The 22438-nt window shown below is 59.9% G+C and carries 21 protein-coding genes; 17 read left to right on the forward strand and 4 right to left on the reverse strand.

Annotation, left to right across the window (positions count from 1 at the left end; translation table 11 throughout):
- Window positions 1–161: 161 nt before the first annotated feature.
- A complete protein-coding gene (locus GWQ22_RS13995) occupies window positions 162–335 on the reverse strand; it encodes a hypothetical protein (protein ID WP_275930679.1) in 174 nt (57 codons plus the stop codon).
- Window positions 336–478: 143 nt separating this feature from the next.
- Between GWQ22_RS13995 and GWQ22_RS14000 the strand changes: the two genes are divergently transcribed.
- The 13 genes from GWQ22_RS14000 to GWQ22_RS14060 all read left to right on the forward strand — a co-directional run bounded on the left by GWQ22_RS14000 (window position 479) and on the right by GWQ22_RS14060 (window position 14691).
- Window positions 479–1744: a cytosine deaminase gene (locus tag GWQ22_RS14000; RefSeq protein WP_275930680.1), complete on the forward strand. Its 1266-nt coding sequence runs from the start codon at window positions 479–481 to the stop codon at window positions 1742–1744.
- An 85-nt stretch (window positions 1745–1829) separates the two neighbouring features.
- Complete coding sequence (gene crcB / locus GWQ22_RS14005) at window positions 1830–2207, forward strand: fluoride efflux transporter CrcB (protein ID WP_042036050.1); 378 nt, start codon at window positions 1830–1832, stop codon at window positions 2205–2207.
- 65 nt (window positions 2208–2272) lie between these two features.
- Window positions 2273–3025, forward strand: coding sequence for a bifunctional demethylmenaquinone methyltransferase/2-methoxy-6-polyprenyl-1,4-benzoquinol methylase UbiE (gene ubiE, locus GWQ22_RS14010; protein ID WP_042036051.1), 753 nt, complete (start codon window positions 2273–2275; stop codon window positions 3023–3025).
- Window positions 3026–3033: 8 nt separating this feature from the next.
- Window positions 3034–3642: an SCP2 sterol-binding domain-containing protein gene (locus GWQ22_RS14015; RefSeq protein ID WP_108536548.1), complete on the forward strand. Its 609-nt coding sequence runs from the start codon at window positions 3034–3036 to the stop codon at window positions 3640–3642.
- Entirely contained in the window at window positions 3642–5285 is a 1644-nt protein-coding gene (gene ubiB, locus GWQ22_RS14020) for a ubiquinone biosynthesis regulatory protein kinase UbiB (protein ID WP_275930681.1), read from the forward strand. The genes GWQ22_RS14015 and ubiB overlap by 1 nt, the downstream gene beginning before the upstream one ends.
- Window positions 5286–5400: 115 nt before the next feature.
- The gene (tatA, locus tag GWQ22_RS14025; protein WP_042036056.1) at window positions 5401–5652 is read left to right on the forward strand and encodes a Sec-independent protein translocase subunit TatA; all 252 of its coding nucleotides are present in this window, start codon (window positions 5401–5403) and stop codon (window positions 5650–5652) included.
- Between the two features lie 3 nt (window positions 5653–5655).
- Window positions 5656–6132, forward strand: coding sequence for a Sec-independent protein translocase protein TatB (tatB, locus tag GWQ22_RS14030; RefSeq protein WP_275930682.1), 477 nt, complete (start codon window positions 5656–5658; stop codon window positions 6130–6132).
- Entirely contained in the window at window positions 6129–6884 is a 756-nt protein-coding gene (gene tatC, locus GWQ22_RS14035; protein ID WP_108535839.1) for a twin-arginine translocase subunit TatC, read from the forward strand. The genes tatB and tatC overlap by 4 nt, the downstream gene beginning before the upstream one ends.
- A gap of 111 nt (window positions 6885–6995) precedes the next feature.
- Window positions 6996–7781 carry a TatD family hydrolase gene (locus GWQ22_RS14040; protein ID WP_275930683.1) on the forward strand — a complete coding sequence of 262 codons (786 nt, stop codon included), beginning with the start codon at window positions 6996–6998 and terminating at the stop codon, window positions 7779–7781.
- Window positions 7782–7784: 3 nt separating this feature from the next.
- Window positions 7785–8804, forward strand: a complete 1020-nt coding sequence (hemB, locus tag GWQ22_RS14045; RefSeq protein ID WP_275930684.1) for a porphobilinogen synthase — start codon at window positions 7785–7787, stop codon at window positions 8802–8804.
- A gap of 211 nt (window positions 8805–9015) precedes the next feature.
- Complete coding sequence (gene prlC / locus GWQ22_RS14050; protein ID WP_275930685.1) at window positions 9016–11058, forward strand: oligopeptidase A; 2043 nt, start codon at window positions 9016–9018, stop codon at window positions 11056–11058.
- A gap of 198 nt (window positions 11059–11256) precedes the next feature.
- Entirely contained in the window at window positions 11257–13803 is a 2547-nt protein-coding gene (locus tag GWQ22_RS14055; protein ID WP_275930686.1) for a bifunctional diguanylate cyclase/phosphodiesterase, read from the forward strand.
- A gap of 138 nt (window positions 13804–13941) precedes the next feature.
- Window positions 13942–14691, forward strand: coding sequence for a class I SAM-dependent methyltransferase (locus GWQ22_RS14060; protein WP_275930687.1), 750 nt, complete (start codon window positions 13942–13944; stop codon window positions 14689–14691).
- 71 nt (window positions 14692–14762) lie between these two features.
- Here the strand turns inward: GWQ22_RS14060 and GWQ22_RS14065 are convergent, their stop codons facing one another.
- From GWQ22_RS14065 to rhlB, 3 genes are read right to left on the reverse strand one after another with little or no spacing between them, the layout of a single operon-like run.
- Window positions 14763–15017 (reverse strand): Rho-binding antiterminator, encoded by a 255-nt coding sequence (locus tag GWQ22_RS14065; protein ID WP_275930688.1) that lies wholly within the window; start codon window positions 15015–15017, stop codon window positions 14763–14765.
- 30 nt (window positions 15018–15047) lie between these two features.
- Entirely contained in the window at window positions 15048–16538 is a 1491-nt protein-coding gene (gene gppA, locus GWQ22_RS14070; protein ID WP_275930689.1) for a guanosine-5'-triphosphate,3'-diphosphate diphosphatase, read from the reverse strand.
- Window positions 16539–16551: 13 nt separating this feature from the next.
- The gene (rhlB, locus tag GWQ22_RS14075) at window positions 16552–17841 is read right to left on the reverse strand and encodes an ATP-dependent RNA helicase RhlB (protein WP_275930690.1); all 1290 of its coding nucleotides are present in this window, start codon (window positions 17839–17841) and stop codon (window positions 16552–16554) included.
- A gap of 113 nt (window positions 17842–17954) precedes the next feature.
- Here rhlB and trxA point away from each other — a divergent pair, with 113 nt between their 5' ends.
- The 4 genes from trxA (at window position 17955) to ubiD (ending at window position 22368) form a co-directional block, all read left to right on the forward strand.
- On the forward strand, window positions 17955–18281 hold the full coding sequence (gene trxA / locus GWQ22_RS14080; protein ID WP_005307306.1) for a thioredoxin TrxA: 327 nt from the start codon (window positions 17955–17957) through the stop codon (window positions 18279–18281).
- Between the two features lie 206 nt (window positions 18282–18487).
- On the forward strand, window positions 18488–19753 hold the full coding sequence (gene rho / locus GWQ22_RS14085) for a transcription termination factor Rho (RefSeq protein ID WP_042036072.1): 1266 nt from the start codon (window positions 18488–18490) through the stop codon (window positions 19751–19753).
- A 107-nt stretch (window positions 19754–19860) separates the two neighbouring features.
- Entirely contained in the window at window positions 19861–20868 is a 1008-nt protein-coding gene (locus GWQ22_RS14090) for a hypothetical protein (protein ID WP_275930691.1), read from the forward strand.
- A 30-nt stretch (window positions 20869–20898) separates the two neighbouring features.
- A complete protein-coding gene (ubiD, locus tag GWQ22_RS14095; RefSeq protein WP_042036075.1) occupies window positions 20899–22368 on the forward strand; it encodes a 4-hydroxy-3-polyprenylbenzoate decarboxylase in 1470 nt (489 codons plus the stop codon).
- The last annotated feature ends 70 nt before the right edge of the window (window positions 22369–22438 follow it).

A 22438-nucleotide genomic window follows, 5' to 3' on the forward strand; every position in this document is an offset into this window, starting at 1 on the left:
GCAGGGCTCTGAGGGTAGAATTAGTCATGGCGTATCACCTCTGTTGATTGAGATTCTTCGCGGGAATCAATCAGCAGGATACGCCACCTCTTCTATCCCTCCGTACACCAGAAATGACCATAACTCATCGCCTGAACGGTCACCTGTAATGGAGTGGGCAGTTACACAGAATTATTTACAGGCTCAAATCTCTGTCTGGCATCGAGATAGAAGCGAGCCTGCCCCGAGGCTTCTATCTCGATCGCTGCGATCAGTCGTTCGTTGTGTTTGTATTCCCAATGCTTGCCGATCGAGGTCAGACTAGCGCTGCCGATCTCGGTCAATCCTGCTTTCATCCCAATTAACTCCCTTTTATTATTGCTGTTTATCAATAGAGGCGGTCTCATATGTATTCAATATGAACGCTTTTCTATTAAATTGATCCAAGCTAAGTTGTGGATTGGAAAAGGTAATCAGTGTCAGAAAAAGGAAGAAAAACATGCTGATAAAGAATGTGCGTCTGGCCGGTAGGGAGGGGTTGTGGCAGGTCTTGTGCCAGGATGGCCTGATCCGGACCATAGCTCCCATGAGCCTGCCCCTCCTGTATACCCGGGAGCTGGATGGGGAGGAGGGTCTGGCCATAGCCCCCTTTATCGAACCTCATATTCACCTCGATACCACCCAGACTGCCGGGGAGCCGAGCTGGAACCTGTCCGGTACCTTGTTCGAGGGGATAGAGCGCTGGGCCGAACGCAAGGCGCTGCTGACACATGAGGATGTGAAAAAGCGCGCCATCCAGACGCTGAAGTGGCAGATCGCCAACGGCATCCAGTTCGTCCGTACCCACGTGGATGTCTCCGATCCGAATCTGGTCGCCCTGAAGGCGATGCTGGAGGTGCGGGAGGAGATGAAGGAGTGGGTGGAGCTGCAGATCGTCGCCTTCCCGCAGGAGGGGATCTTCTCCTACCCCAACGGCAAGGCGTTGCTGGAAGAGGCACTCAAGCTGGGTGCCGATGTGATCGGCGCCATTCCCCATTTCGAGTTTACCCGGGAATATGGGGTCGAAAGTCTGCACTACATCTTCGATCTTGCCGAGAAGTATCAGGTTCTGGTCGATGTGCATTGCGACGAGATCGATGATGAGCAGTCCAGCTTTATCGAGACGCTGGCGACCCTGGCCTACGAGCGCGGCATCGGCCATAGAGTCACCGCCAGCCACACCACCGCCATGCACTCCTACAACGGAGCTTATGCTTCCCGCCTGTTCCGGCTGCTCAAGATGGCGGACATCAACTTCGTGGCCAATCCGCTGGTGAATATCCACCTGCAGGGGCGCTTCGATACCTATCCCAAGCGCCGCGGTATCACCCGGGTGAAGGAGATGCTGGAGGCGAACATCAACGTCTTCTTCGGTCACGACGATGTGTTCGATCCCTGGTATCCCATGGGCACCGCCAACATGTTGCAGGTGCTGCACATGGGGCTGCATGTGTGTCAGATCATGGGCTACGAGCAGATCAACGACAGCCTCAAGCTGATCAGCTGCCACAGCGCACGCACCCTGAATGTGCAGGATCGCTACGGCATCGAGGTGGGCAAACCGGCCAACCTGCTGATCCTGCCCGCCGAGAACGGCTTTGATGCGGTGCGCCGTCAGGTGCCGGTGCGCTACTCCATTCGCCATGGTCGTGTGATTGCCGAGACCCAGCCAGCCCAGACCTCGCTCCACCTGGATCGGGTCGAACCGGTCGACTTTCGCCGTTGAGGCGGTCGATATCGATTAATTGCCCCGCTGTCCCCGCTTGCCGACATTTTGCATAATGTTGGCCTGATACTATGGAGTCTGCCCTATGCAAACCTGGTTATTTGTCGCCGCTGGCGGCGCCATCGGTGCTTGCCTGCGTTTTGGTATCGCCGAGCTGATGGCGCTGTTGCTGGGCCGCCATTTTCCCTACGGTACCCTGGTGGTCAACGTGGTGGGCTCTTTCATCATGGGTATCGCCTTTGCGCTCATTAGTCAGGGTCACGTGATGGAACACCCGATGAAACCGCTGCTGATGGTGGGGATCCTCGGGGCGCTCACCACTTTCTCCTCCTTCGCACTGGATACTGTGGTGCTGGCCCAGCAGGGTGCTTATCTGAAGGCGGTACTCAATATAGGCCTCAACCTTTTCCTCTGTCTGGCCATGGTGTTGCTGGGCATGCAGTTGGTCGCCAGCCGGGTTTAAGGTGTCCGCACGCCATTGGCTCTGGTAAACTGGCGACCATTCTTTGCTCTATGGGTGTTTAAGGGATGTCAGAAGAGACTACGACAACGCATTTTGGCTTTAAAACCGTGGCCGCGACCGACAAGGAAACGTTGGTGGCTGGCGTCTTCCATTCGGTGGCTGCCAAGTATGATCTGATGAACGATCTGATGTCGTTCGGCATCCACCGCCTGTGGAAGCGCTTCACCATCGACTGCTCAGGTGTGCGCAAGGGCCAGAAGGTGCTGGATCTGGCCGGTGGTACCGGTGATCTGACCGCCAAGTTCTCCCGCATCGTCGGGGAGACTGGTCAGGTAGTATTGGCGGATATCAATGACTCCATGCTCAAGGTGGGCCGCGACAAGCTGCGCAACCTGGGGGTGGCGAACAACGTCTCCTACGTACAGGCCAACGCTGAGGCGTTGCCCTTCCCGGATAACCACTTCGATGTCATTACCATTGGCTTTGGCCTTCGCAACGTTACCGACAAGGACAAGGCGTTGGCCTCCATGTTCCGGGTGCTGAAACCGGGCGGCCGTCTGCTGGTGCTGGAGTTTTCCAAGCCTGCCAGTGAGGTGATCGCCAAGCTGTACGATCTCTACTCCTTCAAATTGCTGCCGAAAATGGGCGAAATCGTTGCGAACGACGGTGAAAGCTACAAGTATCTGGCGGAATCCATCCGCATGCATCCGGATCAGGAAACCCTGAAAGGGATGATGGAAAATGTCGGTTTTGAGCAGGTTGAGTTCTACAACCTGACCCAGGGTGTGGTCGCCCTGCACCGCGGTTACAAGTTTTAAGGTCGCCTATGCCGATGGATGCCATGGTCACCGCCGTGATCGAAACCAGCCTCAACCAGTTGCTGACGCTCGACAAGCAGAGTCCCGAGCGGTTGCGCAAGCTGACGGGCAAGGTGCTCAAGCTGGAGCTGCGTGAGCTCAAGCCGCTCTGGTTTGTCTTCTCCGATCGCCGGCTGGATGTGCTTGCCCGCCACGAAGGCGAGGCCGATGCAGTGCTCAGCCTTTCGCTGACGGCGCTGGGCCTGTTGAAAGACCCGTCCGCCCTGACCCGCTATATCCGTGAGGAGAAGCTGGATCTGAGCGGCGATCCCCAGCTGGTACAGGCATTCAGCGTGCTGCTGGGTGAGCTGGATATCGACTGGGAAGAGGAACTGTCGCGCTATACCGGCGACGTGCTGGCTCACACCCTGTTCAGTGGTGCCCGTCAGGCGCGCCGCCTGGTCGGCCGCGAGCTGTGCCGCAGCCGCAGCCAGTTGGCGGAATATCTGACCGAAGAGGTCCGCCTCGCACCCGGCCCGCTGGAGGTGGCGAGCTTCAACGACGATGTCGAACTGCTGGCGCAACAGATGAAAGCGGTCGAGCTGCGACTGGCCCGCTTCGAACAGCAGGTGGCCTGATGACCCCGAAGGAGTTCAAGCGCCTCTATCGCATCATCACCATCCTGCTGGAGCAGGGCATCGACGAACTGGTGCCCGCCCGCTATCAACCCTGGCCGGGTCGTCTGGCCCGTCGTTCCTTGTTCTGGCTCAAGAACAAGCAACCGGATCTCAGCCGCGGTGCCCGCATTCGTCTCGCCTTCGAGGCGCTCGGCCCTATTTTCATCAAGTTCGGTCAGATGCTGTCGACCCGGCGCGATCTGCTGCCGCCGGATATCGCCGAAGAGCTGGCCATGTTGCAGGACAGGGTGCCCCCCTTCTGTGGTCAGGCGGCGCGTCTCAAGATCGAGGAGAGCCTGGGTTGCCCCGTCGAGACGCTGTTCGACGACTTTGACGAGACGCCGCTGGCATCTGCCTCCATCGCCCAGGTGCACACGGGTCGATTGAAGGAGAATGGCCGCGAGATTGTCATCAAGGTGATCCGCCCCGACATCGAGCCGGTCATAGAGGCCGATCTGCGCCTGATGCAGACCCTGGCCCGTCTGGTGGCCCGTTTTGTGCCCCAGAGTGCGCGCCTGCGCCCCATCGAGGTGGTGGAAGAGTATCGCAAGACCATCCTCGACGAGCTGAACCTGATGCGCGAAGCCGCCAACGCCATCCAGTTGCGCCGTAACTTCACCGGCTCCGATGCCCTCTACGTGCCCGAGGTGTTCACCGAACATTGCCGTGAGCATGTGCTGGTGATGGAGCGTATCTACGGCATACCGGTTTCCGACATTCCTGCACTGGAGGCTAACGGCACCAACATGAAGCTGCTGGCCGAACGCGGCGTTGAGGTCTTCTTCACCCAGGTGTTTCGTGACAGCTTCTTCCACGCCGACATGCATCCCGGCAATATCTTCGTCTCCTATGAACATCCCGACAATCCGCTCTGGATCGGTATCGACTGCGGTATAGTCGGTACCCTGACCCGGGAAGACAAACGCTATCTTGCAGAGAACTTCCTCGCCTTCTTCAACCGCGACTATCGCCGGGTGGCCGAGTTGCACGTGGAGTCCGGCTGGGTACCGCCAGACACCAAGGTGGATGAGTTCGAATTCGCCATCCGCACCGTGCTGGAGCCCATCTTCGAGAAGCCGCTGTCCGAGATCTCGTTTGGCCACGTGCTGCTCAACCTGTTCAACACCGCCCGTCGCTTCAACATGACGGTGCAGCCGCAGCTGGTGCTGTTGCAAAAGACATTGCTCTATGTGGAAGGCTTGGGGCGTCAGCTCTATCCCCAGCTGGACTTGTGGCAGACCGCCAAGCCCTATCTGGAAAACTGGATGCACGAGCAGGTTGGGCCGAAAGCCGTGTGGAATGCCATTAAAGAGAAAGCGCCATTCTGGGCAGAGAAACTGCCTGAATTGCCGGAGCTGGTCTATGAGACCCTGCGCCAGACCCGTCACCAGCAGCGCCACTTCGACCAGATGTTTGCCGATTTCCGCCGTCACAGCCGTCGGCAGGGACAGGCTCGCTACCTCTTGGGGGTTGGCGCCAGCCTGCTATTGGCGGGTGTATTCTTGCTGACCCAAAAACAATATATTGAGTGGGGACAACTCAGCCTGGCCGGCACAGGGTTATGCTGGCTGCTGGGGTGGTTCAAGGCTCGCTCCCGTCAATAACACACGCGTGCAGTTTGGCGTCAGTTTTGAAGTAATTACGGGCTGGCATCAGCATCGTGATCGTTAATAACACACGTGCGCACCTTAGCGTCAAATTTGGACTTGGAGAAATATCATGGGTGGTATCAGTATTTGGCAATTGTTGATCGTCGCAGTCATCGTCGTGCTGCTGTTCGGTACCAAGAAGCTGCGCGGGATCGGTGGCGATCTGGGTGCGGCCGTCAAAGGTTTCAAGAAGGCGCTGTCCGATGAGCCGGCTGCTGATGCCAAACCGGATCAGAAAGATGCCGAGTTTCCCCCCAAGCAGTTGAACGAAGCGGCCAATAGTGCCGAGACCGCCAAGCAGAAAGATAAAGAACAGGCCTAAGCCATGTTCGATATCGGTTTCTGGGAGCTGGTTGTCATCGGTGTCGTCGCCCTGGTGGTGCTCGGTCCCGAGCGGCTGCCCGTGGCGATCCGTACCGCCAGCCACTGGATCAGGCTGATCCGCAGCACTGCCAACTCGGTCAAGTCCGAGCTGGAGCAGGAGTTCAAGTTGCAGGAGCTGCACAACGACCTGAAGAAGGCCGAACAGTTGCAGATGAACAACCTGAGCCCCGAGCTGCAGGAGTCTATCGAGCAGCTCAAAGCGGCCGCGCAATCGGTGACCCGCCCTTACGAACAGCAAAACAGCATCCACCCCGCCCCGGCTGCTGCCGAGGTGAAGGAGGAGACTCCCGATCAGCCAGCCGTGAAGGAGGAGACTCCCGATCAGCCAGCCGTGACGGCGGCTCATGACGAGGAAACCGCCATGATCCCTGCCCAGGGTGCAGACCCGCGTGTCGATCAAGGGGAGGTGAAGCCATGAGTCAGGCCGAACAACCCCTGATCACCCATCTGGTAGAGCTGAGAACCCGCTTGCTACGGTCCATCTCGGCCATCCTGCTGGTGTTCATCGCGCTGATCTATTTTTCCAACAATATCTATGACTTCGTGGCCCAGCCGCTGCTCAGTCAGTTGCCGGCAGGCACCAGCATGATAGCGACGGATGTGGCGACCCCCTTCCTGACGCCGATCAAGCTGACGCTGGTGGTCTCCTTCTTCGTGGCGATCCCCTATCTGCTCTACCAGGCCTGGGCCTTCATCGCCCCCGGTCTGTACAAGCATGAGCGGCGTCTCATCATGCCGCTGGTCGTCTCCACGGCGGTGTTGTTCTACAGCGGTATGGCGTTTGCCTACTACGTGGTGTTCCCGCTGGTGTTCGGCTTTTTCACCAGTACCGCGCCCGCCGGGGTGACAGTGGCGACTGACATCGCCAGCTATCTGGACTTCGTGCTCACCCTGTTCTTCGCGTTCGGGGTAGCGTTCGAGATCCCGGTGGCCACCATACTGCTGTGCTGGACCGGGGTAACCACCCCCAAGAGCCTGCGGGAGAAACGCCCTTACGTCATCGTCGGGGTGTTCGCGGTCGGCATGTTGCTGACGCCGCCTGATGTCTTCTCCCAGACCCTGCTCGCGATCCCGATGTGGGCGCTGTGGGAGATAGGTCTGTTCTTCGCCCGCTTCTATGTGAAGAAAGAGGATGAAGAGCAACAGGAACAAGCGGAAGGGGGGAGCTGAGGCTCCCTTCCTCTTTTCATGCCCTCGTTCGAGGCGTATGGTGATGCCCCATCGAGGAGAGGATTTTCAACTACCTGATATGTCTTCCTTTTGTTCGGAACGTCTCATCCCATGATCGATATCGGTTTAAACCTGACCAGCAGCCAGTTTGCCGGTGAACAGCCTGAACTGGTGGCGCGTGCCCGCGCCGCCGGGGTCGAGGCATTGATCCTGACCGGCACCGATCTGGCCGGTAGCCGCGAAAGCGCTGACTTGGCTGCTCTGTGGCCAGGTTACTGCTTCTCCACCGCCGGGGTCCATCCCCACGATGCCAAGAGTGTCGATGAGACAACCCTGCCCGCCCTGCGCGAGCTGGCGGCATTGCCGCAGGTGGTGGCCATCGGCGAGTGTGGTCTCGACTACAACCGCGACTTCTCCCCCCGCCCGGTGCAGGATGCGGTATTCGATGCCCAACTGGCGTTGGCTGCCGAACTGGCAATGCCGGTGTTTCTGCATTGCCGTGATGCCCATGCCCGCTTTGTCGAGATCTTGCGTCCCTGGCTGCCCAGCCTGCCAGGCGCAGTACTGCACTGCTTCACCGGATCCGACGAGGAGCTGGACGAGTGTCTGGCACTGGGGCTGCATATAGGGGTGACGGGCTGGCTCTGTGACGAGCGCCGTGGCCAGCTGCTGCGCGAACAGGTAGCCCGCATTCCGGCCGGTCGGTTGATGATTGAAACCGATGCCCCCTATCTGGTGCCGCGGGATTTGAAACCCCGCCCGAAACGCAACGAACCCGCTTTTTTGCCGCACATCGCCCAGGTGGTGGCGGCTTGTCGTGGTGAAGCGCCCGAGGCCTTGCTGGCCCATACCCGGGCCACCTCCGCCGCGTTCTTCCAACTTCCTCTTTTGGAGTGATTCATGGCTACAACTCTTCCGGGCGCCTTTCCGGGTCGCCGCCTGCGCCGGGTGCGCAAACATGATTTCAGCCGTCGTCTGGTGCGCGAGAACGTCCTGACCGTCAACGATCTCATCTATCCCGTGTTCGTGCTGGAGGGGGAGAACCGCCGTGAGGCCGTCACCTCCATGCCGGGGGTGGAGCGTCTCTCCATCGATCTGCTGCTGGCGGAAGCCGAAGAGCTGGTAGAGCTGGGCGTGCCCGCCATCGCTCTGTTCCCGGTGACCCCGCTTCAGAGCAAGAGCCTGCTGGCGGAAGAGGCCTACAACCCGGACGGGCTGGCCCAGCGGGCGACCCGCGCCCTCAAGGCTCGCTTCCCCGAGCTGGGTGTCATCACCGACGTGGCGCTCGATCCGTTCACTACCCATGGTCAGGATGGCATCATAGATGACGAAGGCTATGTGCTGAATGACATCACCACGGAAATCCTGGTGAAGCAGGCGCTTTCCCACGCCGCCGCCGGGGTCGATATCGTCGCGCCGTCCGACATGATGGATGGCCGTATCGGGGCGATTCGTGTTGCGCTGGAAGAGAACGGCTTCATCAACACCCAGATCATGGCTTACTCCGCCAAGTACGCCTCCTGCTACTACGGCCCGTTCCGCGATGCAGTCGGCTCCGCCGGCAACCTCGGCAAGAGCAACAAGGCTACCTATCAGATGGATCCGGCCAACAGCAACGAAGCCTTGCACGAGGTGGCGCTGGATATTCAGGAAGGGGCCGACAGCGTCATGGTCAAACCGGGCATGCCCTATCTGGACGTGATCCGTCAGGTGAAGGATCAGTTCGGCGTGCCGACCTTTGCTTATCAGGTGAGTGGCGAGTACGCCATGCACATGGCGGCGATACAGAATGGCTGGCTGAAGGAGAAGGAGAGCATCATGGAGTCCCTGCTCTGCTTCAAGCGAGCCGGTGCCGACGGCATCCTCACCTACTTCGCCAAGCGCGTGGCGCAGTGGCTGAAGGAGGACGCCAGACGCTGATGCCTTCGCTCACAATGCCGACCTCCGGGTCGGCATTGTCGTCTCTGGCTGCCTTGTTGCCGATTTAATGAGCACATTCTCGCTAAAAGTGGGGAGCTGGCCCACCTCTTGGCGGCAAAGGCTTGATTAATGAGGTTTCTGCCTACATCTTAGATGGTCCAAGCAGGCTTCTGGACGGCAGGGGCTGTAGAGAATTTAGAGGTACCGCAGGATGAATAACCCTTTGCTGACAATGGACTCGCTGCCCCCTTTCAGCCAGATCCAGCCCGATCAGGTGCACGCTGCCGTGACGCAGGCGATCGCCGATTGCAAGCAGAAGATCGGCGATGTGCTGGCCCAGCGTGACCCCCATACCTGGGACAGCCTGATCGCGCCGCTGGAAGAGGTGAATGACCGCCTGGCGCGAGTCTGGTCACCGGTCAGCCATCTTAACTCTGTGCTCAACAGCGAAGCGCTGCGCGCGGCCCATGACGCCTGTCTGCCGCTGCTCTCCGAATTCCAGACCTATGTCGGTCAGCATGAGGGGCTCTATCAGGCCTATCGCGAGCTGGCCGAGAGCGACGACTTCCCGCTGCTGAGCGGCGCCCAGCGCAAGGAGATCCAAAATACCCTGCGCGACTTCCGCCTGTCCGGTATCGGTCTACCCACCGAGGCGCAGCAGCGCTACGGCGAAATCCAGGCCCGTCTCTCCGAGCTGGCCTCCCGCTTCAGCAACAACGTGCTGGATGCGACCCAGGGTTGGCAAAAGCTGGTGGCCGACGAGGCCGAACTGACCGGCCTGCCACAGAGCGCGCAGGCCGCCGCCCGCCAGCTGGCGGAGCAAAAGGGTCAGCAGGGCTGGCTGTTTACTCTGGATATTCCCTCCTACCTGCCGGTGATGATGTATGCCGACAACCGCGAGCTGCGCGCCGAACTGTATGAGGCCTTCACCACCCGCGCCTCGGATCAGGGCCCGAACGCCGGCAAGTGGGACAACTCCGCCATCATGACCGAGCTGCTCTCCCTGCGCCGCGAGCTGGCCCAGCTGCTTGGCTTTGCCAATTACGCCGAGCTGTCGCTGGCCACCAAGATGGCAGACAAGACCGAACAGGTGGTGAACTTCCTCACGGATCTGGCCGCCAAATCCCTGCCGCAAGGCAAGGCCGAGCTGGAGGAGATCCGCGTCTTCGCTGCCGAGCAACATGGTCAGAGTGAACTGGCCGCCTGGGATCTCGCCTACTACGCCGAGAAGCTCAAGCAGCACAAGTTCTCCATTTCCGACGAGCAGTTGCGCCCCTACTTCCCTGCCAGCAAGGTGGTGAAGGGGCTGTTTGAAGTAGTGAAACGGGTGTTTGGCATCAAGGTGCGCGAGCGCCTCGGCATCGACACCTGGCACCCGGATGTGCGCTTCTATGACATCTTCGATGCCGAAGACGAGCTGCGCGGTAGCTTCTATCTCGACCTCTATGCCCGCGAACACAAGCAAGGCGGTGCCTGGATGGATGTGTGCCTGGGTCGTCGTTACCGTCAGGATGGATCCTTGCAAAAGCCGGTGGCTTACCTGACCTGCAACTTCAATGGCCCCGTGGATGGCAAACCGGCCCTGTTCACCCACAACGAAGTGGTCACCCTGTTCCACGAGTTCGGTCACGGCATTCACCACATGCTGACCCAAATCGACGTGGCCGGCGTTGCCGGTATCAACGGCGTGGCCTGGGATGCGGTGGAGCTGCCGAGCCAGTTCCTCGAGAACTGGTGCTGGGAGTCCGAGGCGCTGGCCTTTATCTCCGGCCATCATGAGACCGGCGAGCCATTGCCTGCCGATCTGCTGGAGAAGATGCTGACTGCCCGCAACTTCCAGGCTGCCATGCAGATGCTGCGTCAGCTGGAGTTCGCCCTGTTCGACTTCCGCCTGCACCAGGAGTTTGACCCGGCCAACCCGGATCAGGTCCTGACCCTGCTGGCCGAGGTGCGCAGCCAGGTGGCTGTGATGACGCCGCCCGCGTTCAACCGTTTCCAGCACAGCTTCTCCCACATCTTTGCCGGCGGCTATGCGGCGGGCTACTACAGCTACAAGTGGGCCGAGGTGCTCTCTGCCGATGCCTTCTCCCGCTTCGAGGAGGAGGGGATCTTCAATCCGGCCACCGGCCAATCCTTCCTGAAGCATATTCTGGAGAAGGGGGGGGCGAAGGAGCCGATGGAGCTGTTCCGTGCCTTCCGTGGTCGCGAGCCCAAGGTCGATGCGTTGCTACGCCACAGCGGGATTGCCGCCTGAGGCCCTGCGCCGCCGTGAGCTTCAAGCCGGTACACTTTTGCGGCATAGTGGGATCCTTGCATGATTTTTGAGATAAAAAGGGACCTTTTGGTCCCTTTTCTCAAGGCTTTTTAATATCTTGCGGAGTGCATGTTTGCACTGTCCCCGCCTCTTCAGTAGAGTCGGGTTCTACCTTCCAAGGAGAGAAAGAACCTTGCCATGAGGCGAGCACTCGAGTCTGTCTATCAAATCATCTCAAGTCTGTCTCATTCGAGTGGCCAGGGATATTTCGATACCTTTGTGAGTGAAATCGCCGCAGCGGTCAGGGCCGATTTCGTCCTGATTTCAGGCAGGGATCAAGCTGGGCTGTTTTTCAAGGTACACGCCGTCCACCCTGCGTCTCTCGACACCACCCATTTCAGTTTTCCGATCAGCGCCACCCCGGGGGAGATCGCCCTGCAACAGGGGGAGGCCTGGTTCAGCGATCGCGTCCAGCAGCTGTTCCCTCATGCCGCCGTGTTGCAGGCCTGGCATATTCAGGCCTATGCCGCCGTGGCCCTCAAGAATGCCCAGGGCGAGACTATCGGCCTCTGCAGCGTGCTGTTCAAGCAACCGCTCGCCAACATGGACAAGGTGATGGGCTTGCTGCGGCTGCTGGCGCCGCTGGCGGGCCGCGAGCTGGCGCTGATGTGTCAGCAGTTACCTGTGCTGAATCAGCCTGAGTATCACCACTTTCTGCACACCATGATGTCCCACGCCCCCGTGGGGATCGGCAAGCTGGATCTGGATGGCAGGATCCTCTGGACCAACCCGGCCATCGAGAAGATGCTGGGTTACAGCCAGAAGGAGCTGCAGCACCGCCCTGCCGCCGAACTCAACCATCCGGAAGACTGGCTGAGCAGCGCCCCCTGTTATGGGGAGCTCAAGCGCGGTGAGCGTACCGCCTTCACTCAGGAGAAGCGTTACCTGCACCGGGATGGTCAGGTGTTGTGGGGGCGGGCCACAGTCACCCTGGTGCGGGACGAGCAGCTGCAGCCCGACTACCTGATGGTGGTGCTGGAAAATATCGATCCTCTCAAGCGTCATGCCGAGCAGCTCAAACTCTCCCACCGGGTCTATGACAATCTCTCCGAAGCCATTTTGGTGTGTGATGCCGACAGTCGCATTATCTCAGTCAATCCGGCGTTCGAGCAGATCACGGGGTACAGCGAGAGTGAGGTGTGCGGTCAGCGCCCCAGCATGCTCAAGTCCGGGCTGCACGATCAGGCCTTTTACGCCGACATGTATCACGCGCTGGAGCGGGTAGGGGTTTGGCGTGGCGAGGTGTGGAACAAGCGCAAGAACGGCAAGCTCTACCCCCAGCAGCTGATGATCAGCACCTTGCGGGAAGGGGGCAAGATCAGCCAGTACATAGGCATCTTCAGCGATCTCTCCCAGACCAAGCTGGCGGAGCAGAAAATCGCCGCTCAGGCCAACTACGACAACCTCACCGGCCTGCCCAATCGCTGGCTGTTTGGCCGCTGTCTCAGCCGCTTCTGCGAGCGGGGCGAGCGTTTCGCACTCATGGTGCTCGACCTCAACAATTTCAAAGCGGTCAACAACAGCATGGATCACCACGCCGGTGACGCCCTGCTGCGGGAGGTGTCGGATCGGCTGGTGAGCCGGGTACGTACCGATGATCTGGTGGCCCGCATCGGTGGCGACGAGTTCGCCTTCCTGGTGCCCGGTATAGTCAACCGTCGGCAGGCCGAGGTATTCGCCAAGCAGGTGGTAGGGGGCTTCGCCCGTCCCTTTATGCTGGCCAACCAGCACCTTTATGTGACCGCCACCATCGGCATCACCCTCTGCCCCGGGGATGGCGTCGAGAGCGACGAGCTGCTGCGCAACGCCGAACAGGCGCTGTTTGCCGCCAAGCGGCAGGGGCGCCAGCTCGGCACCTACTGCGTCTCCATGCGGGAGGAGGTGCGCCAGCGTCACCAGATGCAGCAGGATCTGGCGGAGGCCATCAAGCTGGAGCAGCTGACCATGGCCTATCAGCCCATCTGGGACAACCGCCGCGGCCGAGTGGCCAAGCTGGAGGCGCTGGTGCGCTGGTATCACCCCCAGTGGGGCCAGGTTTCGCCGGCTGATTTCATTCCGCTGGCGGAAGAGGCCGGGCTCATTCAGGGGCTGGGAGCGCTGGTGCTCTGGCAGTCGTGTCGGGATCTGGCGCGGTTGCAGCAATCCGGCTTCCCGGATCTGCAGATGTCCATTAACCGCTCCACCCAGGAGTTCCAGACCATAGATCCGGAGGCGAGCGAGTGGCTCAAGGTGATCCACCACTTCGGGCTCGACCCCTGCGATATTGTCATCGAGATCACCGAATCCCTGCTGATGGAAACCAGTGATCAGCACAGGGTGCGGATCGATGCCCTGCGGGAGGCGGGCTGCAAGCTGGCCATCGACGACTTCGGCACCGGCTATTCGGCTCTCAACTACCTGCGCAACTTCCCGGTGGATCTGGTCAAGATTGACAGGGCCTTCGTGCGCCATATCCCGTTCAACGAGCAGGACAGGCTGCTGCTCGACGGCATCATCAACATAGTGCACAACCTCGGCATGCAGGTGGTGATCGAGGGGGTGGAGACTCGCGAGCAGCTCAACTTCCTCTGCCAGAAGGGGTGTGCCTTCACCCAGGGTTTCCTGCTCAGCCGTCCACTGGCATATGACGACCTGATCGAATACCTGCAACTCAACGACAAGAGCATGTTCCTGCAGAGCAGCTAGCCGATACCTGCTCTAGCGCCAGGGTCAGCCTGTCGTGTCTTCTCGCCATGCCACTTTGCCCCGATACGACACACCCTACAGCCGCATAAAGGGGCTGTGATACACTCCGCCCATTGAACTTAGAACGCAGCCAAGATCATGCAAATCCTCCTCGAAGACCCCACCAAGGCCGCGCAGGCACACGTGCTGGCCAGCCAGCTTGACCAGACCGACTACCCCCAGTTCGCGCTGGTGTTTACGCCCGAGCGGCTGGAGCTGCGCAAGCTGGACGAACCCAAGCTGGGTGCCGTCTATGTGGACTTCGTGGAAGGAGCCGTAGCCCACAGACGCAAGTTCGGCGGCGGGCGCGGTCAGTCCATTGCCAAGGCGGTCGGGCTCAAGGCCGGTGCAATGCCTACCGTGGTGGATGCCACTGCCGGGCTCGGCCGCGATGCCTTCGTGCTGGCTTCCCTCGGCTGCAAGGTGACCTTGATTGAGCGCAGCCCTGTGGTGGCGGCTCTGTTGCAGGATGGATTGATACGGGCGGCGCAGGATCCCGAGATAGGCCCCTGGGTCAGCGAGCGGATGCAGCTGCTGCAAGGCCCCGCGGTGGATAACCTGCTGGCGTTGACCGAGCGGCCTGATGTCATCTACCTCGATCCCATGTTCCCCCACAAGCAGAAGTCGGCGTTGGTGAAAAAAGAGATGCGGGTGTTCCAGTCGCTGGTGGGGCCGGATCTCGATGCGGATGCCCTGTTGCCGGCGGCCCTCAAGATGGCGGAGAAACGGGTGGTGGTAAAGCGCCCCGACTACGCGGGTTGGCTCAATGAGCACAAACCCAGCATGGCCATCGAGACCAAGAGCAACCGCTTCGATGTCTATGTCATGGCGGCGCTGGCGGCGGGTTAACGGTCTGTGTGAGCCGCGGATGTAAAAAAGGAGGGCCAACACCATGTTGGCCCTCATTTTTTGTACTGGATTCAGCGAGTTGGAGCGAAGCGGATTAACTTATCTTCCCCTTGCCAGTTCAGGCGCAAGGTCGCCAACTCTGCCAGGCTGAGCCGCTCGCCACTGTGCAACAGCAGATACTCAACCCCTTCGCTGGCTTCTATGGTGCGGATATTGTCATCCCACTGGTAACCATCACGGTTGGTGAGGCTCACCGGCAATTGCCAGCTGGCGGCAATTTCAAGCCAGTCGTAGAGATCGCAGCTGATAGGTTGGTAATCCGGCATGATCGGCTCCCAAACAAGCAAGTTTCTGGATCAGGCTTCCAGCAAGCGAGTGGGCCAGCCCATCTTTTGCTGGCGTTCCACTTCGAGTCGCAATTCGCTGGCGCGCAGGTAGTGTTCATCCATCCATCCCTTGGGCAGGGTCAGAATCAGTGCCTCTTTATCGGCCTGCAGGGTGAAGCTGGGTACTGTGCCCTGAGTGCGACGCATGCAGAGGATCAGCGCGATGCGCAGGATACGGGCCAGGCGGATCGCCTGACGACCGGTGACGGCACCCTGTTTCTCCAGGGTTTCCAGCTTGAATTCGTCCCGCTGGTTGAACAGCAGGGCCGACAACAGCTTTTTTTGCGCAGGGGTAAAGCCCGGCATGTCGATGTTGTCGATGATGTAGGCGGCGTGCTGCGGCGCCTTCTTGTACTCGATACAGAGGCCGATCTCGTGCAGCAGGGCTGCATAGCGCAAGATCGGGCGCCCGTAGCGTTTGGAGAGTCGCCAGGCCGGTTGCAGCTGGTTGAATGCGTCGACGGCGGTATCGCGCACCCGCTCGGCGTGCTCTGTATCCAGCTGATAGCGGCTGATCAGGCTGTCTGCGGTGCGATCCCGGGCATCACAGTCGTGATTGTTGCCAAGCAGACCGTAGATCAAGCCTTCTCGCAACGCGCCGCCCGCGAGGGTCATGCTCTCGATGTTCAGAGTTTCGAAGATGGCGATCAGGATGGCGAGACCGGAGGGGAACACGGTCAGCCGCTCGGCCGCCAGCCCTTCCAGTTGCAGCTGATCCAGCCTGCCACAGGCGATGGCCTGACCCATCAGCTCCTGCAGTTTCGGCAGGGTGACCCGCTCGCTCTTCCCTTGCGCCAGCATGATCTCTTGCAGCGCCTGTACCGTGCCGGAGGCGCCGACGCAGGTGCGCCAGCCCAGCGTACGGTAGTCTTCCGCCACCTTCTCCAACACCGCCTTGGCGGCCGCGATGGCCTGTCCGAAGCGGGCTTCGCTCAGCTCGCCATCACCGAAGTGGTTGTTGAGCCAGGTGACGCAGCCCATGTGCAGGCTGTTGAGCAGTTTCGCTTCGCTGTGCTCGCCGATCACCAGCTCTGTGCTGGCGCCGCCGATGTCGATCACCAGCCGGTTGCCTTCCCCGGCAGAGGTCCAGGAGACCCCCTCGTAAATGGTCTTGGCCTCTTCCTCGCCAGAGATGATCTCTATGCTGTGGTTGAGCACCCGTTCCGCTTCGCTGAGGAACTCATCGACGTTGGTGGCAAGGCGCAAGGTAGCTGTGCCCACCACCCGGATGTTGTCGGCCGGAATGTCCTGCAACTGCTCGGAGAACAGGCGCAGGCAGTCCCAGCCCCGCTCCATAGCGGCACGGCTGAGACGAAATTCCGGATCGAGCCCGGCGGCGAGGCGAACCTTGCGCTTGACCTTGGTGACGGTGCGCAGCGCACCGGCGACCTCGCGCACCACCAGCATATGAAAGCTGTTGGAGCCAAGGTCGATGGCGGCATAGAGCGGCGAGTTGTACAACTGGGCCTGTCCTTCAGCTCTTGCGCGGCGGACGACGACGGTTGTTGCTGTTGGCACCACCCTGGCGATCCCGCATGTTGCGGTTCACCGGCTGGCGGTTACGAACGACCCGTTTCGGTGCGGTCACGTCATCCAGCAGCGCCTCGCGGTCATACTTGCTGACCGGGATCGGGTGGTGGATGTACTCCTCGATGGCAGGCAGGTTGAAGGCATAGTCTTCACAGGCCAGGCTGATGGAGTGACCGCTCTTGCCGGCACGACCGGTACGCCCGATACGGTGCACATAGTCCTCGGCGTCGTCGGGCAGGTCGTAGTTGAAGACGTGGGTCACGTCCGGGATGTGCAGACCACGGGCAGCCACGTCGGTGGCGACCAGGATGTCCAGCGACCCCTTGGTGAACTCTTCCAGGATCTTCATCCGCTTCTTCTGCGGCACGTCACCGGTCAGCAGACCTGCGCGGTGGCCGTCATTCTCCAGCCACGCCTGCACGTCTTCACAGATATGTTTGGTGTTGGCGAACACGATGGCTTTTTCTGGCCACTCCTCTTCCATCAGAGAGAGCAACAGCAGCATCTTGTCTTCGTTGGAGGGGTAGAACAGCTCCTCCTTGATGCGCACGCCCGTCATCTGTTCAGGCTCCACCTGCACGTGTTCCGGGTGGTTCATGTGCTCGTAGGCCAGCTCCTGCACCCGCAGGGAGAGGGTGGCGGAGAACAGCATGCTCAACCGCTCGGTCGGTGCCGGCATGCGGCGAAACAGGAAGCGGATGTCCTTGATGAAGCCCAGATCGAACATGCGATCGGCTTCATCCAGTACCACGACCTGAATATTGCTCAGATCGATGACTTTGGATTTGAAGTAGTCGATGATGCGGCCGGTGGTGCCGATCAGGATGTCGACGCCCTGCTCCAGCACGGCCAGCTGCTTGTCGTAACCTTCGCCGCCGTAGGCGAGGCCAAGCTTGAGGCCGGTAGAGGCGGCTATGCTGTCGGCATCGTTGTAGATCTGTACTGCCAGTTCCCGGGTGGGCGCCATGATGATGGCTCTGGGTTGGTTAACCAGACGGGGATTGGTCAGCGGGTGGGTCAGCAAATAGTTGAATGTCGCGGCCAGGAAGGCAATGGTCTTGCCGGTTCCTGTCTGGGCCTGACCGGCGAGGTCATGGCCTTCTACCAGCAACGGCAGAGACAGAGCCTGGATGGGCGTGCAATAGTGAAATCCCTTTGATTCCAGACCAGCCAGAACTTCGGGTTCGAGGCCCATTTGGGCGAATTTTTCGGTCGTTAAGTGTGTTTTGCTCATGGCGGTAGGTTATCAGGTTAGGCTTGCAATAATAAACAGGATCATTTCAAATAGGGCAACTATTGCCTTTGTTGATACGTCAATAAAGCCTTAATTACTGACTGGAGTTGGAGATGAGTGACAAGATTGTTCAGCTGAGCGATGCCAGCTTCGAGGCAGATGTAATCAAAGCCGATGGCGCCGTTCTGGTCGACTTCTGGGCCGAATGGTGCGGTCCGTGCAAGATGATTGCCCCGATCCTGAACGAAGTCGCCCAAGAGTATGCCGGTCGTGTGACAGTGGCGAAATTGAACATCGACCATAACGCCGACACTCCGCCCAAGTATGGGATTCGCGGTATTCCGACCCTCTTGCTGTTCAAGAATGGCGAAGTGGCTGCGACCAAGGTCGGTGCCCTGTCCAAGACTCAGCTGAAAGAGTTTCTGGACGGTAACCTGTAATAATCAAAAAGGAGCGCATTGCAATAATGCGCTCCTTGTATTTTATCACCTAGACGCTCGTCCCGATTGGTGCTAGTTTATCGTTCGTTTGCTAACCTTTTTGCCTGACTCTTTGCTTAACAACAGCCCGGCAAATCAAATCCGATCAGCATCAATCCAGCAGACTGTCTCCTCATTTCAATCCTTGCTTACAGACTTTCACCACTATGAATCTGACTGAATTAAAGAACACTCCTGTGTCCGAGCTGGTCAAGCTTGGCGAATCCATGGGGTTAGAAAATCTGGCTCGGGCGCACAAGAAAGATATTATTTTCGCGATCCTCAAGGCGCATGCCAAGGGTGGTGAGGATATCTTTGGCGACGGTGTGCTGGAAATCCTGACCGATGGTTTTGGCTTCCTGCGCAGTGCAGACGGCTCCTATCTGGCAGGCCCGGACGATATCTATGTCTCCCCGAGCCAGATCCGCCGCTTCAACTTGCGTACCGGCGATACCATCTCCGGCAAGATCCGGCCACCGAAAGAGGGCGAACGTTATTTCGCGCTGCTCAAGGTCAACGAGGTCAACTACGACCGTCCGGAAAACGCCCGCAACAAGATCCTGTTCGAAAACCTGACTCCCCTGCATGCCAACGAGCGTCTGCGCATGGAACGGGGCAATGGTTCGACAGAAGATATCACTGCCCGCGTGCTGGACCTGGCTTCCCCCATCGGTAAAGGCCAGCGCGGCCTGATCGTGGCGCCGCCCAAGGCCGGTAAGACCATGCTGCTGCAGAACATCGCCCAGAGCATCGCCTACAACCACCCGGACTGTGAACTGATCGTCCTGCTGATCGACGAACGCCCGGAAGAAGTGACCGAGATGCAGCGCATGGTGAAGGGTGAAGTGATCGCTTCCACCTTCGACGAGCCGGCATCCCGTCACGTCCAGGTCGCCGAGATGGTGATCGAGAAGGCCAAGCGCCTGGTCGAGCACAAGAAGGATGTGGTCATACTGCTGGACTCCATCACCCGTCTGGCCCGTGCTTACAACACCGTCATACCCTCATCCGGCAAGGTACTGACCGGTGGTGTGGACGCCAACGCCCTGCACAGACCCAAGCGCTTCTTCGGCGCCGCGCGTAATGTTGAGGAAGGCGGCAGCCTGACCATCATAGCGACCGCGCTGGTTGATACCGGTTCCAAGATGGACGAGGTTATCTACGAAGAGTTCAAGGGGACCGGCAACATGGAACTGCACCTCTCGCGCAAAATTGCCGAGAAGCGCGTTTACCCGGCCATCGACATCACCCGCTCCGGTACCCGGAAGGAAGAGTTGCTGACGACCGGTGACGAGCTGCAGAAGATGTGGATCCTGCGCAAGATCATTCACCCCATGGGTGAGATCGACAGCATCGAGTTCCTGATCGACAAGTTGGCTGCCACCAAGACCAACGACGAATTCTTTGACTCCATGCGGCGTCAACAGAAGTAATCTGGTCGGACAATGACGAAACCGCGGCTTAGGTCGCGGTTTTTGTTTATCTATTTTCCGGTCGCTTGAGTAGTATGAAACCTCGATGTCACAAGGACAGGGACGTCATGAAGCTGGTACTTCTGATAGGACTCGGTTGGCTGATGGGCATGCCGGTGCATGCTGCCCCCCCCTCGGTGCCCAGATCCGAGCTGGTCGCCGATGAAGGGCTGCAGGGCCATCTCGATTATCTGGGCAGCCGTCTACAGCAGGGGCAGTTTGCTGCCATGGACTCGCTGTTGGACTCGCTGGCCGTGGGCCAGCGGGAATACCTGCTGTGCCGGCTACTTACCACCCTGGATGCCAGCCCCAGCGCAAGCTCCCCCGAACTGCTGCTGTGGGTGCGTGCCCAGTCGGTGAAGGCACCCCGTTGGCTGGTGGAGAAGGAGATGGACGGTTTCCTGGTCCAGCAGCCTGCCTATGATTTTGCCGCTGCGGCGCGGCTGGTACTGAGCCGCTGGCAGCAACAGGTCTGGCAGGACAACTACCGCCAGCTGCTGGAGCAGAACAGCTTCGAATTCAAACAGATCTACAACAGCCGCAACCGGGACCTGGCCTTGCAGCAGCAGGCGTTGCTGGCAGTCCTCGAGCGGCAGCCGCGTTTTGTCTTGCAGCGCGAGGCGCGCAAGCTGGCCGCCATGAGCATCTTCCTGCCCGACAATCAGCTGCTGCGACAGCTGGTCGAGCGCACTGGCGATACCGCCCTCTATCAGAAGCTGTGGCACCAGCCGGTGGATCACGACAGCATCGCTGCCCTCATGAGCGTGGCCCGTTTTCATCAGGGGCAGACGGCGAGCGACCTGCTCATCGCCGCCAGCCGCAACAGTCGTTTGACATTGCCCGCCCTGCAACAACTCAGCCAGCTCTCACCCCTGCCCGACTCGGCGCAGAAGTTCCTGCTGGCCAAACTTGGCAAACGTCAGTACAGCGGTCAGGTGGCCAGTCTGCTGTTGCAGATGGATGAACCCAGGCTGCTGGCCCAGCTCGCCGATCGGCTCACCCAGCAGGAAAAGCGCCATGCCAGTCCTGTGATGCTGCCCGATACGGGTACACCCGTCGCTTCGCCGGGGTTATAATGCGGCATCGCCTGAACACAGGGTACCTGCATGAAATACAAGGATTTGCGTGATTTCATCGCGCAGCTGGAACAAAACGGACAACTCAAGCGCATCACCCGCGAGATAGATCCCTATCTGGAGATGACGGAGATCAGCGATCGCACCCTGCGTGCGGGTGGCCCGGCCCTGCTGTTCGAAAATCCCAAAGGTTACCGCATGCCGGTGCTGACCAACCTGTTCGGCACCCCGGATCGGGTCGCCATGGGCATGGGCCAGCCCAACGTCGGCGCCCTGCGTCAGGTGGGGACCTGGCTCTCCTACCTGAAGGAGCCCGAGCCGCCGCGCGGTCTCAAGGAGCTGATGGAGAAGCTGCCCATCTTCAAGCAGGTGCTCAATATGCCGACCAAGCGGCTCTCCTCCGCCCCTTGCCAGCAGGTGGTGCTGGAAGGGGAGGCGGTCGATCTGGACCAGATCCCGATCCAGCACTGCTGGCCCGGTGATGTGGCGCCCCTGGTCACCTGGGGCCTCACCATCACCCGCGGTCCCTATAAGAAACGGCAGAACCTCGGCATCTACCGCCAGCAGAAGATCGGCAAGAACAAGCTGATCATGCGCTGGCTGGATCACCGCGGTGGCGCCATCGATTTTCGCGAGTGGCAGGAAGCCCACCCGGGCGAGCGCTTCCCCGTGGTGGTGGCGCTGGGCGCCGATCCTGCGACCATACTCGGCGCAGTGACACCGGTGCCGGACAGTCTCTCCGAATATGCTTTCGCGGGCTTGCTGCGGGGCAGCCGCACCGAAGTGGTGAAGGCGCTGAGCTGTGAGCTGGAGGTGCCCGCCAGCGCCGAAATCGTGCTGGAGGGGTATCTGGAGCCGGGGGAGATGGCGCCCGAGGGGCCTTACGGGGATCACACCGGTTACTACAACGAGGTGGACGAGTTCCCGGTCTTCACCATCACTCACATGACGATGCGCCGTGATGCCATCTACCACAGCACCTACACAGGCCGTCCGCCCGATGAGCCGGCGGTGCTCGGCGTGGCATTGAACGAGGTGTTCGTGCCGCTGTTGCAGAAGCAGTTCCCCGAAATAGTGGATTTCTACCTGCCGCCGGAAGGCTGTTCTTACCGGATGGCGGTGGTGACTATCAAGAAGCGTTACCCGGGCCATGCCAAGCGGGTGATGCTGGGGGTCTGGTCTTTCCTGCGCCAGTTCATGTACACCAAGTTCGTGATCGTCTGCGATGACGACATCAACGCCCGCGACTGGAAGGATGTGATCTGGGCCATCACCACCCGGATGGACCCTGCCCGGGATACCACCCTGATCGAACACACCCCGATCGACTACCTCGACTTCGCTTCGCCTGTCTCCGGCCTTGGCTCCAAGATGGGGCTGGATGCCACCAACAAGTGGCCGGGGGAGAGCAACCGCGAGTGGGGGCAACCCATAGTCCAGGACGAGGCAGTGAAGCAGAAGGTGGATGCCATCTGGGATGAGCTGGCTATTCTCGGCTAGGCCTGGTTGCCTGGGATTTATATCACGCGGGCCGGGTCGACCCAGCCCGGCCAGCCAGAGGATCCGTGCT

The sequence above is a fragment of the Aeromonas sp. 1HA1 genome (genome assembly GCF_029237385.1).
GTDB lineage: Bacteria > Pseudomonadota > Gammaproteobacteria > Enterobacterales > Aeromonadaceae > Aeromonas > Aeromonas popoffii.

Coding starts and splice junctions, on each gene's coding strand:
- GWQ22_RS13995 (WP_275930679.1), bottom strand. CDS start 335: ATGAAAGCAGGATTGACCGAGATCGGCAGCGCTAGTCTGACCTCGATC.
- GWQ22_RS14000 (WP_275930680.1), top strand. CDS start 479: ATGCTGATAAAGAATGTGCGTCTGGCCGGTAGGGAGGGGTTGTGGCAG.
- crcB (WP_042036050.1), top strand. CDS start 1,830: ATGCAAACCTGGTTATTTGTCGCCGCTGGCGGCGCCATCGGTGCTTGC.
- ubiE (WP_042036051.1), top strand. CDS start 2,273: ATGTCAGAAGAGACTACGACAACGCATTTTGGCTTTAAAACCGTGGCC.
- GWQ22_RS14015 (WP_108536548.1), top strand. CDS start 3,034: ATGCCGATGGATGCCATGGTCACCGCCGTGATCGAAACCAGCCTCAAC.
- ubiB (WP_275930681.1), top strand. CDS start 3,642: ATGACCCCGAAGGAGTTCAAGCGCCTCTATCGCATCATCACCATCCTG.
- tatA (WP_042036056.1), top strand. CDS start 5,401: ATGGGTGGTATCAGTATTTGGCAATTGTTGATCGTCGCAGTCATCGTC.
- tatB (WP_275930682.1), top strand. CDS start 5,656: ATGTTCGATATCGGTTTCTGGGAGCTGGTTGTCATCGGTGTCGTCGCC.
- tatC (WP_108535839.1), top strand. CDS start 6,129: ATGAGTCAGGCCGAACAACCCCTGATCACCCATCTGGTAGAGCTGAGA.
- GWQ22_RS14040 (WP_275930683.1), top strand. CDS start 6,996: ATGATCGATATCGGTTTAAACCTGACCAGCAGCCAGTTTGCCGGTGAA.
- hemB (WP_275930684.1), top strand. CDS start 7,785: ATGGCTACAACTCTTCCGGGCGCCTTTCCGGGTCGCCGCCTGCGCCGG.
- prlC (WP_275930685.1), top strand. CDS start 9,016: ATGAATAACCCTTTGCTGACAATGGACTCGCTGCCCCCTTTCAGCCAG.
- GWQ22_RS14055 (WP_275930686.1), top strand. CDS start 11,257: ATGAGGCGAGCACTCGAGTCTGTCTATCAAATCATCTCAAGTCTGTCT.
- GWQ22_RS14060 (WP_275930687.1), top strand. CDS start 13,942: ATGCAAATCCTCCTCGAAGACCCCACCAAGGCCGCGCAGGCACACGTG.
- GWQ22_RS14065 (WP_275930688.1), bottom strand. CDS start 15,017: ATGCCGGATTACCAACCTATCAGCTGCGATCTCTACGACTGGCTTGAA.
- rhlB (WP_275930690.1), bottom strand. CDS start 17,841: ATGAGCAAAACACACTTAACGACCGAAAAATTCGCCCAAATGGGCCTC.
- trxA (WP_005307306.1), top strand. CDS start 17,955: ATGAGTGACAAGATTGTTCAGCTGAGCGATGCCAGCTTCGAGGCAGAT.
- rho (WP_042036072.1), top strand. CDS start 18,488: ATGAATCTGACTGAATTAAAGAACACTCCTGTGTCCGAGCTGGTCAAG.
- GWQ22_RS14090 (WP_275930691.1), top strand. CDS start 19,861: ATGAAGCTGGTACTTCTGATAGGACTCGGTTGGCTGATGGGCATGCCG.
- ubiD (WP_042036075.1), top strand. CDS start 20,899: ATGAAATACAAGGATTTGCGTGATTTCATCGCGCAGCTGGAACAAAAC.